Here is a 16,214-nt window from a genome sequence, read left to right on the forward strand (position 1 = left end):
ACAGTAGAGCGGCCGGGAATCACGACCGCCGCTCGCGAGCGTACGACGGCTTGTCATGATTTGCCAGGATCGATCAACAAATCTGATCGCTTGCGCCGACCGGGTGGAGCGGGCCGCCCCACCTGTACACCTCCGGGAACGTCACTCCAGCCGGGCCGCGGCCTCCAGCGGCTCGGACGAACGGAGGAAGCGCAGGTCCTCCATGACCAGGGCGGCATCGGTGGCGCCGCCGCGGCGGAGGGCCGGGGCCAGCGCGTCCAGGTCGGACCAGCGGGACGGGCGGAGGTGGACGCGGTAGCCGGCCCCGGCGGGCTCCAGGGTGAGGGCTTCGCCGATGGCGAGCCTGCTCCCCGGGAGGTGGGCCGCGCTCGCTCCGGCGGCTCGTTCCAGGGCGGTGACCGAGGTGACCCCGGCGGCGATGGGCAGGGTCGTGTCCGGGCCGGTGACGTGTTCGTGCAGGTCACGCAGGCGGGCGGCGGCGGTCGTACGGGCGGGGTGGCCCTTGGGCAGGCGGTCGGCCAGGAGCCTCGCAGCGCGGGCGACGTGACCCAGCGGCGGTACGGACGGACGCTCGCCGAGCAGGGCGATCAGCGGCTCCAGGGCGTCCTCGGCGCCGGAGGCGAGGGTGACCCACTGCTTGGTGGTGAGCGGGGCGAGCCTCGGGTGGCGTTCCGTCCAGTACGCGACCGCCCGGTCCAGGTCGGGGCCCGTACGCCAGAGGTCGGCCGGGTCGTCGGGCATGAGCAGCTCGACGACTTCGACCGACTCGTCGGTGGTGGTGAGCGCCTCCAGGGAGAGCGCGGCGATGCGCAGCTCGATCTCGGTCAGGTCGAGTTCGCGGGCGCGGGCGGCGTCGGCCTTGCGGAAGGCGGCGACGCGGCCCCGCGCCCAGCCGTCCGGCCAGGAGAGCGTGCGGGCCGAGGTGGACAGCAGGATCAGGCACTGGGCCGGTGAGAGGCCGGTGGCCTCGGCGAACGCTCGTACGGTCGCCTCCCGGTCCACCGGCGGCGGGCCGTTCTCGGCGATCAGGCGGAGCGCCCGCCGGAGCCGGTCCGGGTCGCCCCAGCCCCGGCAGGTCCGCAGCTCGACGGCGCGGTTGCGGGTGAACAGGAGCGGGTCGGGGCCGTCCGGGGTGTGGAGGAGCGCCGTGACCGCGTACCCGTGTCCCACCTGCTCGTAGTCGGCGATGGCGGCGGCCGCGATGGGGCCGTGGCCCGAGCGGATCTGCCCGAGGTCGTACTCCGGGCGCAGCCGGGCGACGTGCCAGGTGCCGTCGGTGCGGAGGAGCTCGGGGACGGCGGCCAGTCTCAGCAGTCGCGCGCGCCCGCCGCCGTCGCCCCACGCGGCCCCCAGGACGGCGGCGCCGAGGCGGCCCAGCGTGTTCTCGACCCCCACGACGGCCGAGGTGTCGAACGTCGCGATCTTCTTGTCGTACGGCACATCGACCGCGGCACGGGAGAAGTGGACGATCCTCTCGTACGCGGACTCAGGCCCCGGATCGTCCGGCTCGGGGGACTTCCCGGACCGGACGGCGGGTGCCGCGGAGGCGGGCGCCGGGCGCAGGTGGAGCGGCGGGGTCAGCGCCAGGCGTGCCAGCAGGGCGAACGCGCGCTCGCGGCATTCGACGGCCGTCCACACCAGGAACGTGACGCCCTTCCAGAGCGACTCGTCGGTGATCTCCGGCAGGAGCGGGCGGAGCCGTCCCGCCAGCTCGTCGCGGGCGGCGTCCTTGTCCGCGTACCCGCTCTCGGGGTCCAGCACCCGCATGAGGCCGGCGGCGAGCGCGGCGTCCGCGACGTCGATCAGGGCCTGCGCCTTCTTGTCGTCGACGGCGCGCAGCGCCCTGGATCCCTCGGGGTCGCGCGGCCGCATCGCCGACCACCGGCCGGGCGGCGCGACCAGGCGGGTCCCGGACGCGTAGCGGTGGTGCTCGACCGTGCCGATGTTCTCGGCGCCGTCGTGCTCGGGCACCCTGCCCCAGCCGCGGACGTAGCGGCCGATGGTCCGCCCGGCCGGATCCCGCAGCTCGATGATCCGGCCCTGGCCGCGCCACACGGTGGCCTCGGCGCCGCCGGGGAAGGCGATCCGTTCGCCGTCGGCAGGCACGACGCGGCGGGCGGCGGGGTGCGCGCTGTCGTGCGGGCAGTGCGGGCCGCCGTGGTCCAGCACGGTCACCCGGCCGTTCACGACGATCAGGCAGCGGTCGTAGAGGTCGCGCGCCTCGGTCCGTTCGTGGGACCGGCTGGAGACGGGCTCGTACGTGCCGAAGCCGTGGGACGGGCCGGCTCCATCCGCTGTGACGACGGAGGCCCGGAACTTGTGCTCCCAGAGCCGGCCGGACTCGATCAGGAGCAGGTCGGCGCCGCTCTCCTCCAGGTAGTCGGTGATGGTGTTGACGTGGCCGGGGATGAAGGCGGGCAGCTCCAGCTCGTCGAGGACGCCGCCGCTCAGCGTGGTGGCGAGGGCGCGGGCCGGGTCCGTGCCGGTCGCGATCGTCCGGACGCTGTCCAGGAGGGGGCCGGGGACTCCGGCGATGGTGAAGCGTTCGGCGTCGCACAGGGCGGCGTGCGCGTCCGGAAGGCCGTGATCCGGGACCCGCTCGGCATGCTCGGCCAGGATGGCGGCGACGATCCGCGCCGTTCCCGGTGTCGAGGTCAGGACTCGTACGGTCTCGGGGGCGGTCTGCTTCGGGACGGCGGGCTCGGTGACGTTGAGCTGGTTGGTCACGTTGCCCACGATCGCGTCGCGCAGCAGCGGAGCCCAGTCCGGGTCGGCGGCGACGGCGGCCAGGTCGGTGCCCGCTCCGGAGGCGAGCCGGTCGTACAGCTTGAACGTGTGCAGCAGCCGGGGCCGCGCGAGCGGGACGCCGCGATCCAGGAGGAGATCGAGGAGCGGGAGATCGGCGGCGGTCTCCTCCCAGTGGTTGACCTCGTCCTCGTCCACTCCCAGCACCGCCTCGTGGCCGTCGCAGGTGAGACCCTCCGCGCGCAGCCGCGTACCGGCGTCGTGCAAGAGGTCGCCGAGGCCGGCGACGGGGAGCGCGAGCCCCGCGTACAGCTTCAGGAAGCGGCCGAGCCAGTCCTTCGCCGCCGCCCCCGCCAGCCCTGGGGACGTGGTGAACGGGGCGGTCAGGCCCGCGCTCGCGAGGTTGCCGAGGAGGAGCGACACTGCCGCGTTCTTCGCCTTGGGGGTGTCCTTGGCGGGCAGCGGCAGGATGCCGAGGAGCGCGCGGCCGATGCCCGCGTCCGCCCGTGCCATCGGGCCGAGCAACGCGAGGACGAACTTCCAGAGGGCCTGCGGCGCCGACTCCATGCAGCCGCTCTCCAGCAGGGCACGTACGGCGCGTTCATCCTCGGGCCCGCCGAGCGCGTGCCCGGCGGCCTTCGCCAGCGCCGCCCAGCCGTCGGCCAGGGCCAGCGCGCCGTCCGCGCCGTCCGGGACCTTCTCGCACCACTCGGTGAGCAGACTGCGGTGCCAGCGGTACGCGCCGGGTGCGGGATGGCGGGTGGCGAGCCGCTTGCCGTGCTTCTTGAGCGTGGCTGTTCCGGCGGCGTCCGGTCCCGCGGCGAGGTGCGTGGCGACGAGCGCGGCCTCGTCGACCGGCAGCGCGTGCGCCTCCTCGGCGGCGCGGGCCTGGTCGAAGAAGGCGGCGGCGAAGCGGGCGCTGCCCGCGGCGGCCAGGATCCGCGCGCACTCCTCGTAGAACGGCGGCAGCAGCTCGGGCGCGTGCGTCTCCAGGTCGTCGCCGGTACGGGTGAGCGCGGTGCGCGCGAGGCCGGGCTTGCGGGCGGCCAGGCCGCGGGCGGCCCGAAGGTCGGTGTGCGCGGCCAGGATGCGGGCGCGCTGCGCCGGGTAACGGCGCAGGGCGGAGGCGAGGAAGCCGAGCGGGCCCGCGTGCACGGTGCCGACGCCGGTCTCCGCCATCGGGTCCAGGCCGTACAGCGACTTCTCGGCCTTATCGCCGTCGACGGCCGCGCGGCGGACGAGCTCGACGACCGGCTCGTCCAGGACGGCGTGCTCGTAGCGGACGGCGACGCACGTGTCCTCGTCTGAGCAGGCGGGCGTGCCCGGCAGCACCGCCCCGGCGCGCAACAGCACGTCGCGCGTCGGGTCGGCGATGGCGGAAGGCGCCACCGTTCCGGGCTCGCCTTGGCGGGCGTCGCAGTAGCAGGAGTAGGCCTCGGCCGCCTCCACCACCGGCTCCGTCTCGTCCACGGTGCGGTCCGCGTACAGAGCCATGAGAATGCGGACGCCCTCGGACCAGGCGATGTCGCCGATCTCGCGGCCGCCCGAGGTGAAGCTCAGGCACGCCAGGTAGGCCGGGCTCATCGGCCCGCTCCAGTGCAGGTCGATCTCGATGCCGAGCGGCTCGGGCGCGTGCACGGTGAACCGCGCCCGGTCCCCCCTGATGCGCCCGCCCAGCTCGTGCACGCGGCGCTCGAACGCGGCACCGCTCTCGTAGCGGCCGTCCATGTATCCGAAGATGTCGACCACGCCGAACGTACGGTCCATGCTCGCGGGACGCGTCCACACCTCGCGGCGCACCTGCTCGACCACCTGCGTGAGGTGCCGTCCCCGCCAGAGGAGCAGCTCGTCGCCGAGCAGCAGCGGGTGCGGGATCGCGAAGGCGTCCGCGCCCGTCCACGCGCCCTCGCGCAGGAGAGCGCAGCGGCCGAGGTCGGGCGCGCCGTCGACGATCGGGGCGATGACCAGGTCGGTGAGCGTCTCGCGCCACACCGGGTCGTCCCACACGGCCGCGAACACCGTGGCCGGGACGGGGAGCGAGCGCACCATCCAGGACTCCACCTGGTCGTGCACCGCCCGCACGCGCTCGCCGAGCCGGTCGCAGAGGGCGGCGAGGCGTACCGCGGCCGGATCCTTCCTGACGTTGGCGGGGACCTTGGCCGGCACGTGGCCCGCGGCCGTCCGGCAGGCGAGCACCGGCCGCCGCGTCCCCTTGACGGTGAGCTCGTCGCCCGTCGCGATCCTGATCCATCCCATGGCGCACCATTCTTGATCATCCCTGCGACATTCTGCGGGAAACGGATGATCTACCTGCCCTTGCCGGCGTCCGGCGGGAGGACAGCGGAGGTGTAGCACGCCGAGGTGACGATCTGCGCCGTGATTCAGGGCTGGTCGGGGGTGCACGGTGGTGTCCCGGCCGGCCGCGTGCCTGGTCAGCCTAGGCAGCTGAGCGTCACCAGGGCGTGGTAGAGCACCGGGAAGCCGGGGCGTACTCCGCCCGTGATGATCCCGTCCTGCAGCATGCTGCAGTCGTCGTAGGTGAATCCCGCGGCCGCGGCCTGCGCGTCAGCCTCAGCGATGGCGGCGGACAAGGCGGCTTCCTGGGTCGGGCCCGATCCCATGCCCCCGAACTCCTGCGTCACGGGAACCACGTCGGGCGGGTCGGTGGCGTACGACTCGGCCGAGGCCACCGTGGCTCCGGCCAGTGCCGTCGCCGCGCTCACCACGGCGACGGTGATCAGCTTCCGAAGAACGGTCATTGCGCGAAACCTCCTGCTCATAGGCGCGGGATGGTCCGCCACCTGTCGGGCGACCTGCGACATCGCTGGATCCGCCTCGACGAGGCTGAGCGGTCGGGATTCAGTATCAGCGGGCCCGGAGGAGCCGAATAGATTAGTCGGATTAATCTATTCGGCTGCCTGCCCAAGGTCTTTTCAGCCTGCAGAGGTTGACGCCGGTGACAAGGCCGAGCCGCCGTCCCGGCAGTGGCCTCGCATCACCTGTACGCCCCGAGCAGTGATCACCTAGCGTCGCCGGTTCCGGACCCGACGCAAAGGCCTTTTCCGCCATAGAGACCTTGAGTTCGCTGTGGTAGTAAAGATCTCCTCTGTGACAGATGTGATCAAAGGGGAACGCGTGACGATGATCAGCAGGCGGCGGGTGCTTCAGGCCGGGGCCGGGATGGTGCCCGCGCTCGTACTCGGTACCCGGTCCGCGGCGGCGGAGGCGGCGGCGGCGATCCCGGTGACCGGGGTCGTGCCTGCGCAGCTGGCCGGCTTCGACGCCGCCATGAAGACGTACATCACCGAGCGCAACATCTCGTGCGCCCAGCTCGCGGTGGCCAAGAACGGCAAGATCCTGCTCGCCCGCGGCTACGGCTCGTACGTCCAGAACGGCGCGACCGTCGCCGTGCAGCCGACCTCACTGTTCCGGATCGCCAGCCTCAGCAAGAGCCTGACGGCCGCCGCGCTGACCAGGCTGGCCCAGGACGAGAACATCGACCTGAACGCCAAGGTGGCGCCCATACTCGGGCTGTCCACCACCGCCGACTCGCGGCTGGCCGACGTCACGTTGACGCGGCTGCTCCAGCACACCGGCGGCTGGGACCGTACGACGACCTATGACCCGCTCTTCCACGACGCCACGATCGCGGCCTCCCTGGGCACGTACTTGCCGATCGACCGCGAGGACATCATGAAGTACGTGACCGGCCGGAAGCTGGACTTCGCGCCGGGCACCAAGTACGTCTACAGCAACTACGGCTACCTGCTGGCCGCGCGGGTGCTGGAGGAGATCTCCGGCATGACATACCAGACCTACGTACAGAAGAGGCTGCTCGACCCCATCGGGATCACCCGGCTGCGCCTGGGCAGGAGCCTGCGCTCGCAGGCGTACGCCACCGAGGTGCCGTACGTGTCGCAGTACACCTCCAAGAGCGTCGTGGACGACTCGGGCGCGACCGTGCCCTCTCCCTACGGCGGCTTCAGCATGCCGAACCAGGGGGCCAACGGCGGCTGGCTCGCCTCCGCGGTCGATCTGGTGAAGTGGGGCTTCGTGTTCGACGGGGCCGGGCCGGTGCTCGACGCGGCGTCGATCTCGAAGGTGTTCGCGCAGCCGGAGATCGGCGTGCAGCCGGGCGGCTGGTGGTACGGCCTGGGCTGGCAGGTCCGCAACAACAACGTCGGCACGCTGAACACCTGGCACAACGGGTCGCTGCCCGGCACGTTCAGCTTCTTCGCGCGGATCCAGAACGGCGTCAGCTACTGCGCGATCTTCAACCGGCGGGAGGAGACGGGCACGCCCGACTTCGACACCATCGACCCCATCCTCGGCCAGGCGACCGGCGCCGTGACGACCTGGCCCACCACGGACCTCACCCCCAACTACTTCTGACCGTCCCGCCACCCGCCGCCCCGCACCCGGCGATGCGGGGTGGCCGGCCCAGAATTACGAGGGATGACACCCGAGCAGCCACCAGGACGCTGTATCGGATGTCAGGCGCTGCCGCCGCCCTGCTTGCCCCAGCCCGTCAGGGTGTCGGTGAGAGGGCACGCGACCTGCGCGGTCGAGCCGGCGCTGGTCCAGGGCGACTCGAACCACTTGTCCTTGTACCACTTGCTGGTGCAGAGGGCGATCGCCTTGAACGGCCCGGTCGTACGGCATCGGACATGCACCTCGGCCGGTCGCCAGTCGGCGTGCGGGGTGATGGTGCAGTCGGCGGCGGCCACCGTGGACGTCGAGGCTTGGGCCGCCGTGAGCGGCGCAGCGCTGAGCATGATGGCGGCGCCCGCGAGCGCCACCAGTTTTGTCGGCAGTCTCATCGTCGTCAGACCTTTCGTGGAAACGGGAATCACCAGCGAAGCCCCAGCCGTGCCCATGCGCCGATCGCCCGTCCCGCGTCGAGTGTGGGGACCCCGGCCCGGACGTTTCTGCACACCCACGAGCGAGGCGGGTCGCTGTGGAGGAATTCCGCCGAGCAGACTTTTCCGCCGTCGATGTAGAGATTCCAGCGGGTGAGAACGGGCGTGTTTCCGCTTACGTCGACGTCGATCGAGATCGTTCCGCCGGGAAAGCGGGTCGGGTAGAGGTCCATGGTGCACCACGGCTCGCCGCCGCTGGTCGACGGGCAGTATTTCGTCCCCCCGGCGGCCTGGGCCGGCGCGGCCAGCGTGGCCACGACGGCGGTGCTCGCCACGGCGGTCGTCACCAACCTGCGTAGTGGTCGCATACGGCGATTTCTTTTCTGGGAACTTGCCGGGTAGCCCCGCATCGTCGGTTTCATGGCCTGAGTATGTGCGTCCCCATATAGGCGAGACAGGTCAGCAACCGGACATTCATCGGGCATAAGCCGGCTTTGAAAAGGAATCGCCGGCCGGGCATGATCAAGCGCCCTCCTGGGTTCGTTGCCTGACCGCGTGGGTTGTCGCGAGAACGGTTGTTGCCGGGAGGATGGGGGAGGAGCCGGGCTCACTGCCGGTGGGTGGCGGGCGACAGGTCTAGGGCGGTGAGGATGGTGGCCAGGGCGATGTCGGTACTGGTGTGCACGCGAAGGTGTTGCCCTACCTTGGTGATCTCGATCAGGCGGGCCGGTGGGCCCTGTAGGGCGGTCAGGTGGACGGTGCCGCCGTGTTGCTGGGCGTAGGCGAAGGCGTCCAGCAGGACGCGTAGGCCGCTGCTGTCCATGAAGGTCACTTCGGCCATGTCGAACACCAGGTGATCGGCGGGTGTCTGGCGGGCTTTGCCGATGAAGTGGTGGAGCTGTGGCGTGCCGGCCAGGTCGATCTCTCCGGCCAGCGTGATCACGGTGACGCCGGTGAGGTGCTGGTGGTGCATCTGGAGTGCGGACATCGAATCCTCTTTGATCGGCTAGGCGAAGCGGAGAACGCTCAAATGAACAGGCGGCACTGTCGGTGGGATCGCCCTGCTGGGCCCCGGCTATGCGGGCTCAGCGGAAGAGGCGTCGTCGATGGCCTGCGCGGCGGCGATCGCCTGCTCCACCTGGTCGTGAACGGTCATCGCCTGCCACACGCCGGTGATCTGCAACAGCCGGGCGGGCACGTCGTGCACCGCGACCAGATGTAGGGGCGTGGCCGCGTTGAGGCGCAGCAGCACGCGCAGGCCGCTGCTGTCCATGAAGGTCAGCCCGCGCAGGTCCAGTATCGTCGGCACGCGCGGCTGCACACCGTGCTCGATCTGGGAGGTGAACCAGTCGGCGTTGCTGGCATCCAGCTCGCCGGTCACCGTGATCAGCCTCGCGCCGGTCAAGGGCCGGCGCTCCAGGCTTAGGGGGGTCATGGGGCTCCGCCTTGGGTCAGCCGGTCGGCGGCGGACGCAATGGTGATGGACATGGCCCTTTCCTCGCTCGTGACCACCTGGGGGCGGCGGTGGACGTCACCGCCGTTACCTGAAAGGGTAAGCCCGAGATGCAATACACGAAAGTCGGTTCGCCATACATTCCGGCATGAAGTTTCGTCCTCCCGGGTCTGCACCAGCCTTCGAGGAAGAAGGGCGACCTTCCTCACTCACCACGCGCGGGTCCTGATCGAGATCGCTCGCGACCCCGGCGTCCGGATGCGCGACATCGCCGCCAGCATCGGCATCACCGAACGCACCGCGCAGAACATCGTGCGCGATCTCTACGAAGCCGGCTATCTGACCCGCGAGCGCATCGGGCGGCGCAACCGCTACAGCCTCAACCTCGACCGGCAGTGGAGCGCATTCTTCGTCGGTGGTTTCCGATGGGTACCGTGTGCGACACAAGCGGCGCCTTCGCCCTCATCGACGCCGACTACACCCGCCTCACGATCATGTGGCTCACCGGCCTGGCCGAGGTCATGCCGCTGTAGGACAGCCTGCAGGAAGCGCTGGCCGCCCAGGCCTAACCCGCTGCGGTGCTGGATCACCAGCTCAGCGGGAACCATTGGATCTGCTGGACAAGCAGGAAGAACAGAACAGTGCTCACCGCGAAGAGCCCGGCGGCCACTGGCCTTCTGCCTACCACAGCGGTGATCATCCCAGCCAACGGTAGCCCCAGACCGAACAGGCAGGTGGCTACGTCGAATACGTCGGCGGCTCCCTCGTCCGCCGGACCGGCCTCATCGACAAAGAACCCAAACGCGAGAGCGAGAAACAACAGCAAAGGCGTGGCAAGCAGCCACAGGCAGGCGATCAGGATCAGACCCACGTCCAGGCGGTGGCCGGGCCTCGTGGTCAAGCGCATGGCTCGCATGATCCCGCTACACCTCACTCCAAGGGGTCGCCTGCTCACTCAGTTGAAACGACAGAGGCTTGTTCTGTCATTCCAGGAGCCCAGCAGTGCGCAACCCGCCGGGCCTGCACTCCAAAGTCTCCACCGAACCCGGGGCGATTCACCTTGATGTCCATGTGGTCCATGGTCTTCTCGATGCCCTTCAGACGGTCGGCGATCTCGAGTTGCCAGGATTCCGGACTACAGCCGATATCCGATGGAGTGCTCGCTGATGATGCCTGCCAGGGCGTGGAACTGGGCGTGGGCGATCCGCGCGGGGGGCTGCCGTGGCGTTGATGATGGTCTGCCCGCTACGTCTTATCTGCGAAAACAACACAATGTAGCAATTGGTTACGTTCCGTGTTCACGGCGGGTGGCTATCTCCTGAGGCGGACCTGTCCGCCCTGGAAGGGAGCACCGTCATGCGTCGTCTTCTCCTGGCCCCGGCCGCCGCCGCCCTACTGGCCGCCACGCCGCCCGCGTCGTCCGCCACCGTGCGGGCCGCTGCCCCTCCACCCGGCTGCACCGACGCCCGCACCGGCGCGCCAGTGGCCTGCCCGGACCTGACGGAGGGAGGCCGCCCTCTCTGGGAGCGGTTCAGTCCGCATCACTATTGCCCGCCGGAGGGATGTGCCAAGGCAGGGCCGTATGACCCGGTAATGGCACGCCCGGCCGTGCTGGAGTGGGAGGACCCCTACAACCCCGGCGCGAACCCCCGCAACTAGACGCTGCCGTCATATGCGAGCCCCGCCCCGCGAGTGACGGAAGCGGGGACAAAATGGCCGAAGGGGCGCACACTGGGCCGGTGGACGCCTCCCGGGGCCAGTGGTGGACCGATGTCGAGGAGTACCGGCGCCGCGTCGCGCACGCCGCAGAGCGGGCACAGAACGCGCGGGGCGCAGCAGAGCGGGCTGCCGAGCGTCTGGAGGCCGCCCGCGAGCGGGCGGCGCGGTGGCGTCGGCGAGCGCGGGCGGCCCGCGCGGGGTGGTGCCAGAACTCACCGACAAGTGAACGCCCCCTGAAACGGAGCGGCGCTCTACCCGCCGGCAATGTGAGGGAGAGTGGGGGGCGGAGTTTGCCATAAATAGCGTGCTCGCCCCGGCCTGTCAGGTGATCGTCAGGGTGAACGGTGGAGTAGATGCTGGAGACGGTGCCCAGACCCGCGGTGCACAGCAGAATGCTCGCCGACGGTGCGGCGTTGACCTGAGGGACGCTGCTGCCGGCATCGGCCTGGAATTCCTCACCGGCGAACTGCAAAGCAGCCATGACCCGTCCGGCGTGGTGTTCACCGTGCTTGCGGCTCTGTCGGGGATGGAACGCGAGTACATCTGCGATCGCAGCCTGGAAGGCCACGAATCCGCCTGCACCCCGCGCGGCAAGACCATCGGCGGCGCCGTCACCGACGAGGCCCTGCTGTTCATGGCCCTGCGCCTGCGCGGCCAGGACCACAGCCTGTACGACATCGCCGCCCGCCTCGTTATCGCCAAGGGCAATAAGAAGGGCCGACACCCCTCACCGGCCACCGTCCTGCGCATGCTTCGCGACCACGATAAGGCGAACGCCACGGCGACATCGGCGTCGGTCCCGGGATGATCCACCGCGGGTTCCAGACCACCAACTCCAGGCCCGCCCTCGCCACGGCGAATGAGGTGTATTGACTTCATTGCTTTCAGCGAGAAATGGTGAGGTTCCTCGGAAACAAGGAGGTCGTCGTGCGTCCGAGTACGAAAGTCGCTTTGACGCTTATGGGAGCTTTTGTGCTCTTTTTGACGGTCAGTAGCGATGCGGTCGGACTTTGGGCCCTCTCGCTCGGCATCTTCCTAACCTGCCTGCTCATCGCGTTCGTGTTTCGTGACTCTCCGGACGGAAGTGCTGGCCAAGGCGGGAGTGCCGACCGCCACGGAGGCGCTGGGTATGACGGAGGCGGGAGAAGTGGAGACGGGGGATTTGGCGATGGCGGAGACGGGGGCGAGTAGGAGGCCGGAACAGAAGCGCTTGAAGGGGGTGGTGACTGCTAGGCGGGGATGACCAAGCTGGGGCGCACAAGGGGGCAGACCAAGTACGAGAGCAAAGGGCAGCGTCCTGCCCTACCTGAGAGATCGCCTGCCGAAACTCCTGGCCAGCCGCACCGGCGAAAGCCGGTGCCGTTCATACAGCCAAGTGCCGGCGTCCCCACAGCGGCGCGGCGCGGCCGCTTGAGCTCGAACAGAGACCTCCGCGGGCGTTCAGCGCACCCCGGGCGCGCATACGATGACGCCGTGACGACATCCGCCGACGATCGGGATGCTGCGACGTTGCGCCTGACGTCGTCCTTCGCCGGCCCCATCATGGTGATCACCGTCGAGGGGTACCTGGACGCTACCCGGCGTGAGCAGTTCGCCGAGTGCCTGTCGCGGGCCGGGCCGTCGATGATCCTGGATCTGTCCGGGGTGACGTTCATGGACTCCCGCGCGCTGGGTCTGATCATCCACCATTGGCAGGCCAGTCAGGCCACCGGCGGCGCCTTCGCCCTCATCGGCGTCGAATATGCCCGCCTCAGGGTCATGTGGATCACCGGCCTGGCCAAGGTCGTGCCGGTGTATGACAGCCTGGAGGAGGCACTAGCCGCCCTGGCCTGACTCGCTCGGTGGATGGATTGCCAGCTCAGGTCGGGGGCATGTCCATCACCGCCCAGTTCGGGGAGCGTCGCCGACCGCCTCAGCCGAACTCGACCCGCACGGCGACGGCTGGACCCTGCACCAGCTGCGGCACAGCGCGCTGCCCCATCTGGCCGCCGCCGGCCGCACCGCCTCCGAACTCCAGGCCAAGTCCTGCGGCCAGCACCTGTCCAGCTTCGGCCACTACGTCCGCTTCGGCGAAGAAACCTCCGCCCGCATCCCCGCCGAGCACGATCCGGCGGCCCGTCGCCGGGCTCGTTGATCTACATGTGTGCTGATCAGGGCTAACGGCCCCGAATGTACTGCGTGGCCGCTTCGTTAACGACAGGCCGAGTCGCCGCGGACCTGCGCGACGCCGGAATCGTTGCCGCCAACCTGCCGACGACCATCAGCCCGGTCCTTGCAACCGGGCGTCACGTGCCCGGCTGGATCGCCGACGCCGTCGCCAGGATTCAACGTCGGCCGTGCGCTGACCCCTACGGCTCAGCCTGACGTTTCCGGTGCTCATCTCATGCTGCCCGTAAGTTTCGTTCGGAGGTCGAGACGGCGGCTCGGGCGGTGGCGGGGTCGAGCGAGGCTCCCTTGTGCGGATGAAGCCGTACCTCTCCAAAACCTTGGCCAGACGCTGCCCATCCTCGGTGAGGCATAAGCCGACTCCTGCGCAGGCCTTTTCGGCTGCCGCCACCTCGGCCGGGACCTTCTCCGGAGGAGGCGTCGGCCCCGCGCCGTGGATGCCGACAACGTTCTCCAAGCCCGTCACCCACTGGCGGGGCGGCATGCCCGCCTTCTCCCGCTCCTCACGCGCGCGAGCCACCAGAAACGCCCATGTCTGGTTCCATCGGATCCATGCCACAGGCTCGCGCCGCCCCGACCCGCCGCAGTCGCCGCACGACGTCTCGATTTCCTGTAGCAACCGTCCCACGGTCGACCCTAAGTGCTCATTCGGTTGCGATGAGTCGCTCATAGAGTGTCCTGATCAGAAACGTTCATCGGGTGGCAGTGCGCCATCGTTCTCGATCGGACAGGCGTGCTGCTCCTGTCCCAGCACTGGGGGTGAACCGGCGCGTGGTCCGGTGCGAGGTCCGGTGGGTCGGTTACAGCGTTAGTGATCTCCAAAATCCTTGCCGTCCAGGAAAATCCGGCCGCTTTGGGACTCTTCCGGGTTACCGCTCCCCGAGTCGATTATTACTCTATGGAGTCAAATGACTCCGGAAAGTAATCGGCGATGGAAGGATCGCCCATGGCCCCCGTCAACCCGAATGATCCCATCGAGAGCATCGACGCCCACATTCGCACTGGCCCCGACGACGCCAACTATTACGGCGGCTTCAACGGTCAGGCATACCTCGGAATCGCCGGACGCGAATTCTGTCTCGACCTCCCAAGCGTCGACGACGGCGAGCCGGGCAGCACGACCACTACACCTTCGGCCCTGCGCACAACATCGAGTCGCCCGACTACAACAACCCCGCCAACCCGAAACTGTTCTTCAAGGACCTGCTCAAGCGCGACGTCTACATCCGCGTGAACCCCGACACCGACATGTGGCATCTCGCAGAGGTCCGCGTCACCGTCAAGGGCGTTCTCGGCTCACAGGCCAGCTACATCGCCCTGAAGGGCGATCCCTCGATCTGGCTCGGCAATACCTCCGGCCTCATCCTTTGCCTCGACAGCACCGACAAATCCGAAGGCGGCGACGCCTGACCCGAACGGCAGCGACGGCGTGCGTACAAGCCCGCCATCGCCAGGCACGTGAGGGCTTCATAACAGCGGCCGATGGCCGACGTCACCGGGCGCCCGGGCGGCCGGGAGTGGGCCGCGGCCTCCTCCGAGGCCCCGGCCCTGTCCGTCGTAGTGCCCGACGACGAGGTGCACGACGGCCGCGACCGCGTCAACCCGCTGTGGCTACCAGGTCGCGAGGCCGGATGGAGTGCCTGGCTTGCCACATTCCCGGGCCGTATGGGACGCCCACGCGAGACAGCTCGGGCGTCACCAACCTCACGAGATGGCACACCTAGGGTCCACTCCATCGAGGGCCGCCGCGGGGCCGGTGCGGGCCTTCCCGCCGGACGACGGCCGCCGCCGTGCGCTCATGCCCGGGTCAGCACCCGTCGATCCGCGCTGCGGGAACGGCGGTGGCAGGGGCCGCGGGTAGGCCGGGCTGGGCCCAGAGCAGGTAGGAGACGGCACCGACGTCCGCGGCGGAGCCGATCCAAAAGACGCCGGTCTGTTTCGGGACGGCGAGGCCGTAGTGCCCGGCGTTGGTCCTGACGCACCAGGAGCGGTCCTGGGCTCCTGTCTGCCAGTCCTGGAACGCGCTTGTCCAGGCCGTGGAGGGCATGGACATGCAGGCGTGCAGCGTCGGCCGACCGGTCCCGGTGAACCGCGTGGCCGTCGCCCCGTTGACCAGCTTCGGACCTATGTCGAAGCCGAACGTCTTGACCTGGATGTCCGCCGCGCGGGCCCCGGGCGAGTCGTCCGGGGAGATGCGGCCGGTGTCGAGGTCGAGGGAGCCGTCGAGGTCGCCAGGGACGGTGCCGCGTAGTGCGACCTCGTCGCCGTTCCCGGCGTCGGTGACCGTGACCTCCGCCGCGGTCCCGCGCGGGATGATCACCTTGATCTGCCGCTCCTTGACGTAGAGGTCCACGTGCTTGAGCTGTGCGCCGTTCACGCTGACCTTGAGCTCGTGATCGGTGGCGAGCTCGAACACGCTCGTCTTCCGCTGCCCGTGGAGCGTCTGCTCGATCAGCAGCCACGTCTTGTCCTTCGGCACCGCGTGCTCGATGAGGTATCGCGCCAGGGCATCCGCGGCGAACAGGCCGAGACTGACCGCGATTCCCGGGATCGTCTTCGGCACCACCTCGGGCAGGACGGCCAGGACGATGGGCGAATAGGCCTCGTAGACGCCGGCGATCGCCTTCGGGGCGCAGTCGCTCTGGTCGCAGCCCGAGATCAGGCCACCGATCAGGACGCAGGTGACGACTACGGATGCTGTGTGTCGAGACATGATTCGTCCCCCGCCGGTCGCCTGGCCCCGTTCCAGGATCGGCCTGCGGCCGCGCGCTGGCAAGAGCACGGCGGCTCCGCCATCAAGGAGGCATGGGTCCACAACCGGTCCGTCCCGTACGGCACCGAACTCGACTCGCCCACCTACGCCGGCACCGGCCACCACACCTGCCGCGATGGCGCATGGGGCGCTTCAACGCCGAAGCTCAACAACGCAACGAAGCAGCGATCCGAGCTGCCATGGATCGGCTGCTCCGTGGCGAGATCCCGCCGGCGGGCGATGTGATCTGAAAACCCTCGCCGCCCAGGCAGGCGTGACCCGCACCGGCTTGTACGCCGAGGGGACCGGCCCGGCCCCTGCCAACACCTCGCCGAAGAGTTCCAACGCCGTCTGTCGGGCCTGCAGGAAGCCGGAGAGATCCCCGACCCGCGAGACGCGCAGATCACCCGGCTCAAAGCCGACAAGGCCGCGCTCAAGGAGCGCCTGGCTGCCAGCGAGAACGTTCAGCGGACCATACAGACAAGGTTCGGGAACTACGGCCCGGAGGCGAGCAGGTCAC

At 69.6% G+C, this 16,214-nt stretch carries 14 protein-coding genes and 1 pseudogene; 6 read left to right on the forward strand and 9 right to left on the reverse strand.

The annotated features are described in order from the left end of the window. Positions 1-141 precede the first annotated feature (141 nt). Positions 142-5,001 (reverse strand): DUF4132 domain-containing protein, encoded by a 4,860-nt coding sequence (locus ETD85_RS18295; protein WP_138690931.1) that lies wholly within the window; start codon positions 4,999-5,001, stop codon positions 142-144. Between the two features lie 176 nt (positions 5,002-5,177). Beyond that, positions 5,178-5,504: a hypothetical protein gene (locus tag ETD85_RS18300; RefSeq protein ID WP_138690932.1), complete on the reverse strand. Its 327-nt coding sequence runs from the start codon at positions 5,502-5,504 to the stop codon at positions 5,178-5,180. 382 nt (positions 5,505-5,886) lie between these two features. Here ETD85_RS18300 and ETD85_RS18305 point away from each other — a divergent pair, with 382 nt between their 5' ends. Then, positions 5,887-7,137 carry a serine hydrolase domain-containing protein gene (locus tag ETD85_RS18305; RefSeq protein WP_138690957.1) on the forward strand — a complete coding sequence of 417 codons (1,251 nt, stop codon included), beginning with the start codon at positions 5,887-5,889 and terminating at the stop codon, positions 7,135-7,137. Positions 7,138-7,238: 101 nt separating this feature from the next. Here ETD85_RS18305 and ETD85_RS18310 read toward each other — a convergent pair whose 3' ends face one another. The 4 genes from ETD85_RS18310 to ETD85_RS18325 form a co-directional block, all read right to left on the reverse strand. After that, entirely contained in the window at positions 7,239-7,565 is a 327-nt protein-coding gene (locus ETD85_RS18310) for a hypothetical protein (protein WP_138690933.1), read from the reverse strand. 29 nt (positions 7,566-7,594) lie between these two features. Further along, the gene (locus ETD85_RS18315) at positions 7,595-7,951 is read right to left on the reverse strand and encodes a hypothetical protein (protein WP_138690934.1); all 357 of its coding nucleotides are present in this window, start codon (positions 7,949-7,951) and stop codon (positions 7,595-7,597) included. A 260-nt stretch (positions 7,952-8,211) separates the two neighbouring features. Further along, positions 8,212-8,592 (reverse strand): STAS domain-containing protein, encoded by a 381-nt coding sequence (locus ETD85_RS18320; protein ID WP_138690935.1) that lies wholly within the window; start codon positions 8,590-8,592, stop codon positions 8,212-8,214. Positions 8,593-8,679: 87 nt separating this feature from the next. Continuing rightward, entirely contained in the window at positions 8,680-9,039 is a 360-nt protein-coding gene (locus ETD85_RS18325; protein ID WP_138690936.1) for an STAS domain-containing protein, read from the reverse strand. A gap of 51 nt (positions 9,040-9,090) precedes the next feature. On the opposite strand from ETD85_RS18325, the pseudogene ETD85_RS66860 reads away from it, so the two are divergent. After that, positions 9,091-9,399, forward strand: a pseudogene (locus ETD85_RS66860) (winged helix-turn-helix domain-containing protein); the annotation flags it as partial. A gap of 244 nt (positions 9,400-9,643) precedes the next feature. On the opposite strand, the gene ETD85_RS63175 reads toward ETD85_RS66860, so the two are convergent. Beyond that, the gene (locus ETD85_RS63175) at positions 9,644-9,964 is read right to left on the reverse strand and encodes a hypothetical protein (RefSeq protein ID WP_170246733.1); all 321 of its coding nucleotides are present in this window, start codon (positions 9,962-9,964) and stop codon (positions 9,644-9,646) included. Positions 9,965-10,413: 449 nt separating this feature from the next. Here ETD85_RS63175 and ETD85_RS18335 point away from each other — a divergent pair, with 449 nt between their 5' ends. The 3 genes from ETD85_RS18335 to ETD85_RS65810 all read left to right on the forward strand — a co-directional run bounded on the left by ETD85_RS18335 (position 10,414) and on the right by ETD85_RS65810 (position 12,609). After that, on the forward strand, positions 10,414-10,716 hold the full coding sequence (locus ETD85_RS18335) for a hypothetical protein (RefSeq protein WP_138690938.1): 303 nt from the start codon (positions 10,414-10,416) through the stop codon (positions 10,714-10,716). 364 nt (positions 10,717-11,080) lie between these two features. Beyond that, positions 11,081-11,584, forward strand: coding sequence for a recombinase family protein (locus ETD85_RS18340; protein WP_206058387.1), 504 nt, complete (start codon positions 11,081-11,083; stop codon positions 11,582-11,584). A gap of 665 nt (positions 11,585-12,249) precedes the next feature. Continuing rightward, positions 12,250-12,609, forward strand: coding sequence for an STAS domain-containing protein (locus ETD85_RS65810; protein ID WP_240779217.1), 360 nt, complete (start codon positions 12,250-12,252; stop codon positions 12,607-12,609). Positions 12,610-12,688: 79 nt separating this feature from the next. Here the strand turns inward: ETD85_RS65810 and ETD85_RS63180 are convergent, their stop codons facing one another. Next, complete coding sequence (locus ETD85_RS63180) at positions 12,689-12,832, reverse strand: hypothetical protein (RefSeq protein WP_170246735.1); 144 nt, start codon at positions 12,830-12,832, stop codon at positions 12,689-12,691. Positions 12,833-14,172: 1,340 nt separating this feature from the next. Here ETD85_RS63180 and ETD85_RS18360 point away from each other — a divergent pair. Next, complete coding sequence (locus ETD85_RS18360; RefSeq protein ID WP_138690940.1) at positions 14,173-14,352, forward strand: hypothetical protein; 180 nt, start codon at positions 14,173-14,175, stop codon at positions 14,350-14,352. Positions 14,353-14,749: 397 nt separating this feature from the next. Here ETD85_RS18360 and ETD85_RS18365 read toward each other — a convergent pair whose 3' ends face one another. After that, the gene (locus tag ETD85_RS18365; protein ID WP_138690941.1) at positions 14,750-15,655 is read right to left on the reverse strand and encodes a hypothetical protein; all 906 of its coding nucleotides are present in this window, start codon (positions 15,653-15,655) and stop codon (positions 14,750-14,752) included. Between the last annotated feature and the right edge of the window lie 559 nt (positions 15,656-16,214).

Source organism: Nonomuraea zeae, from assembly GCF_005889725.1.
Taxonomy (GTDB): domain Bacteria; phylum Actinomycetota; class Actinomycetes; order Streptosporangiales; family Streptosporangiaceae; genus Nonomuraea; species Nonomuraea zeae.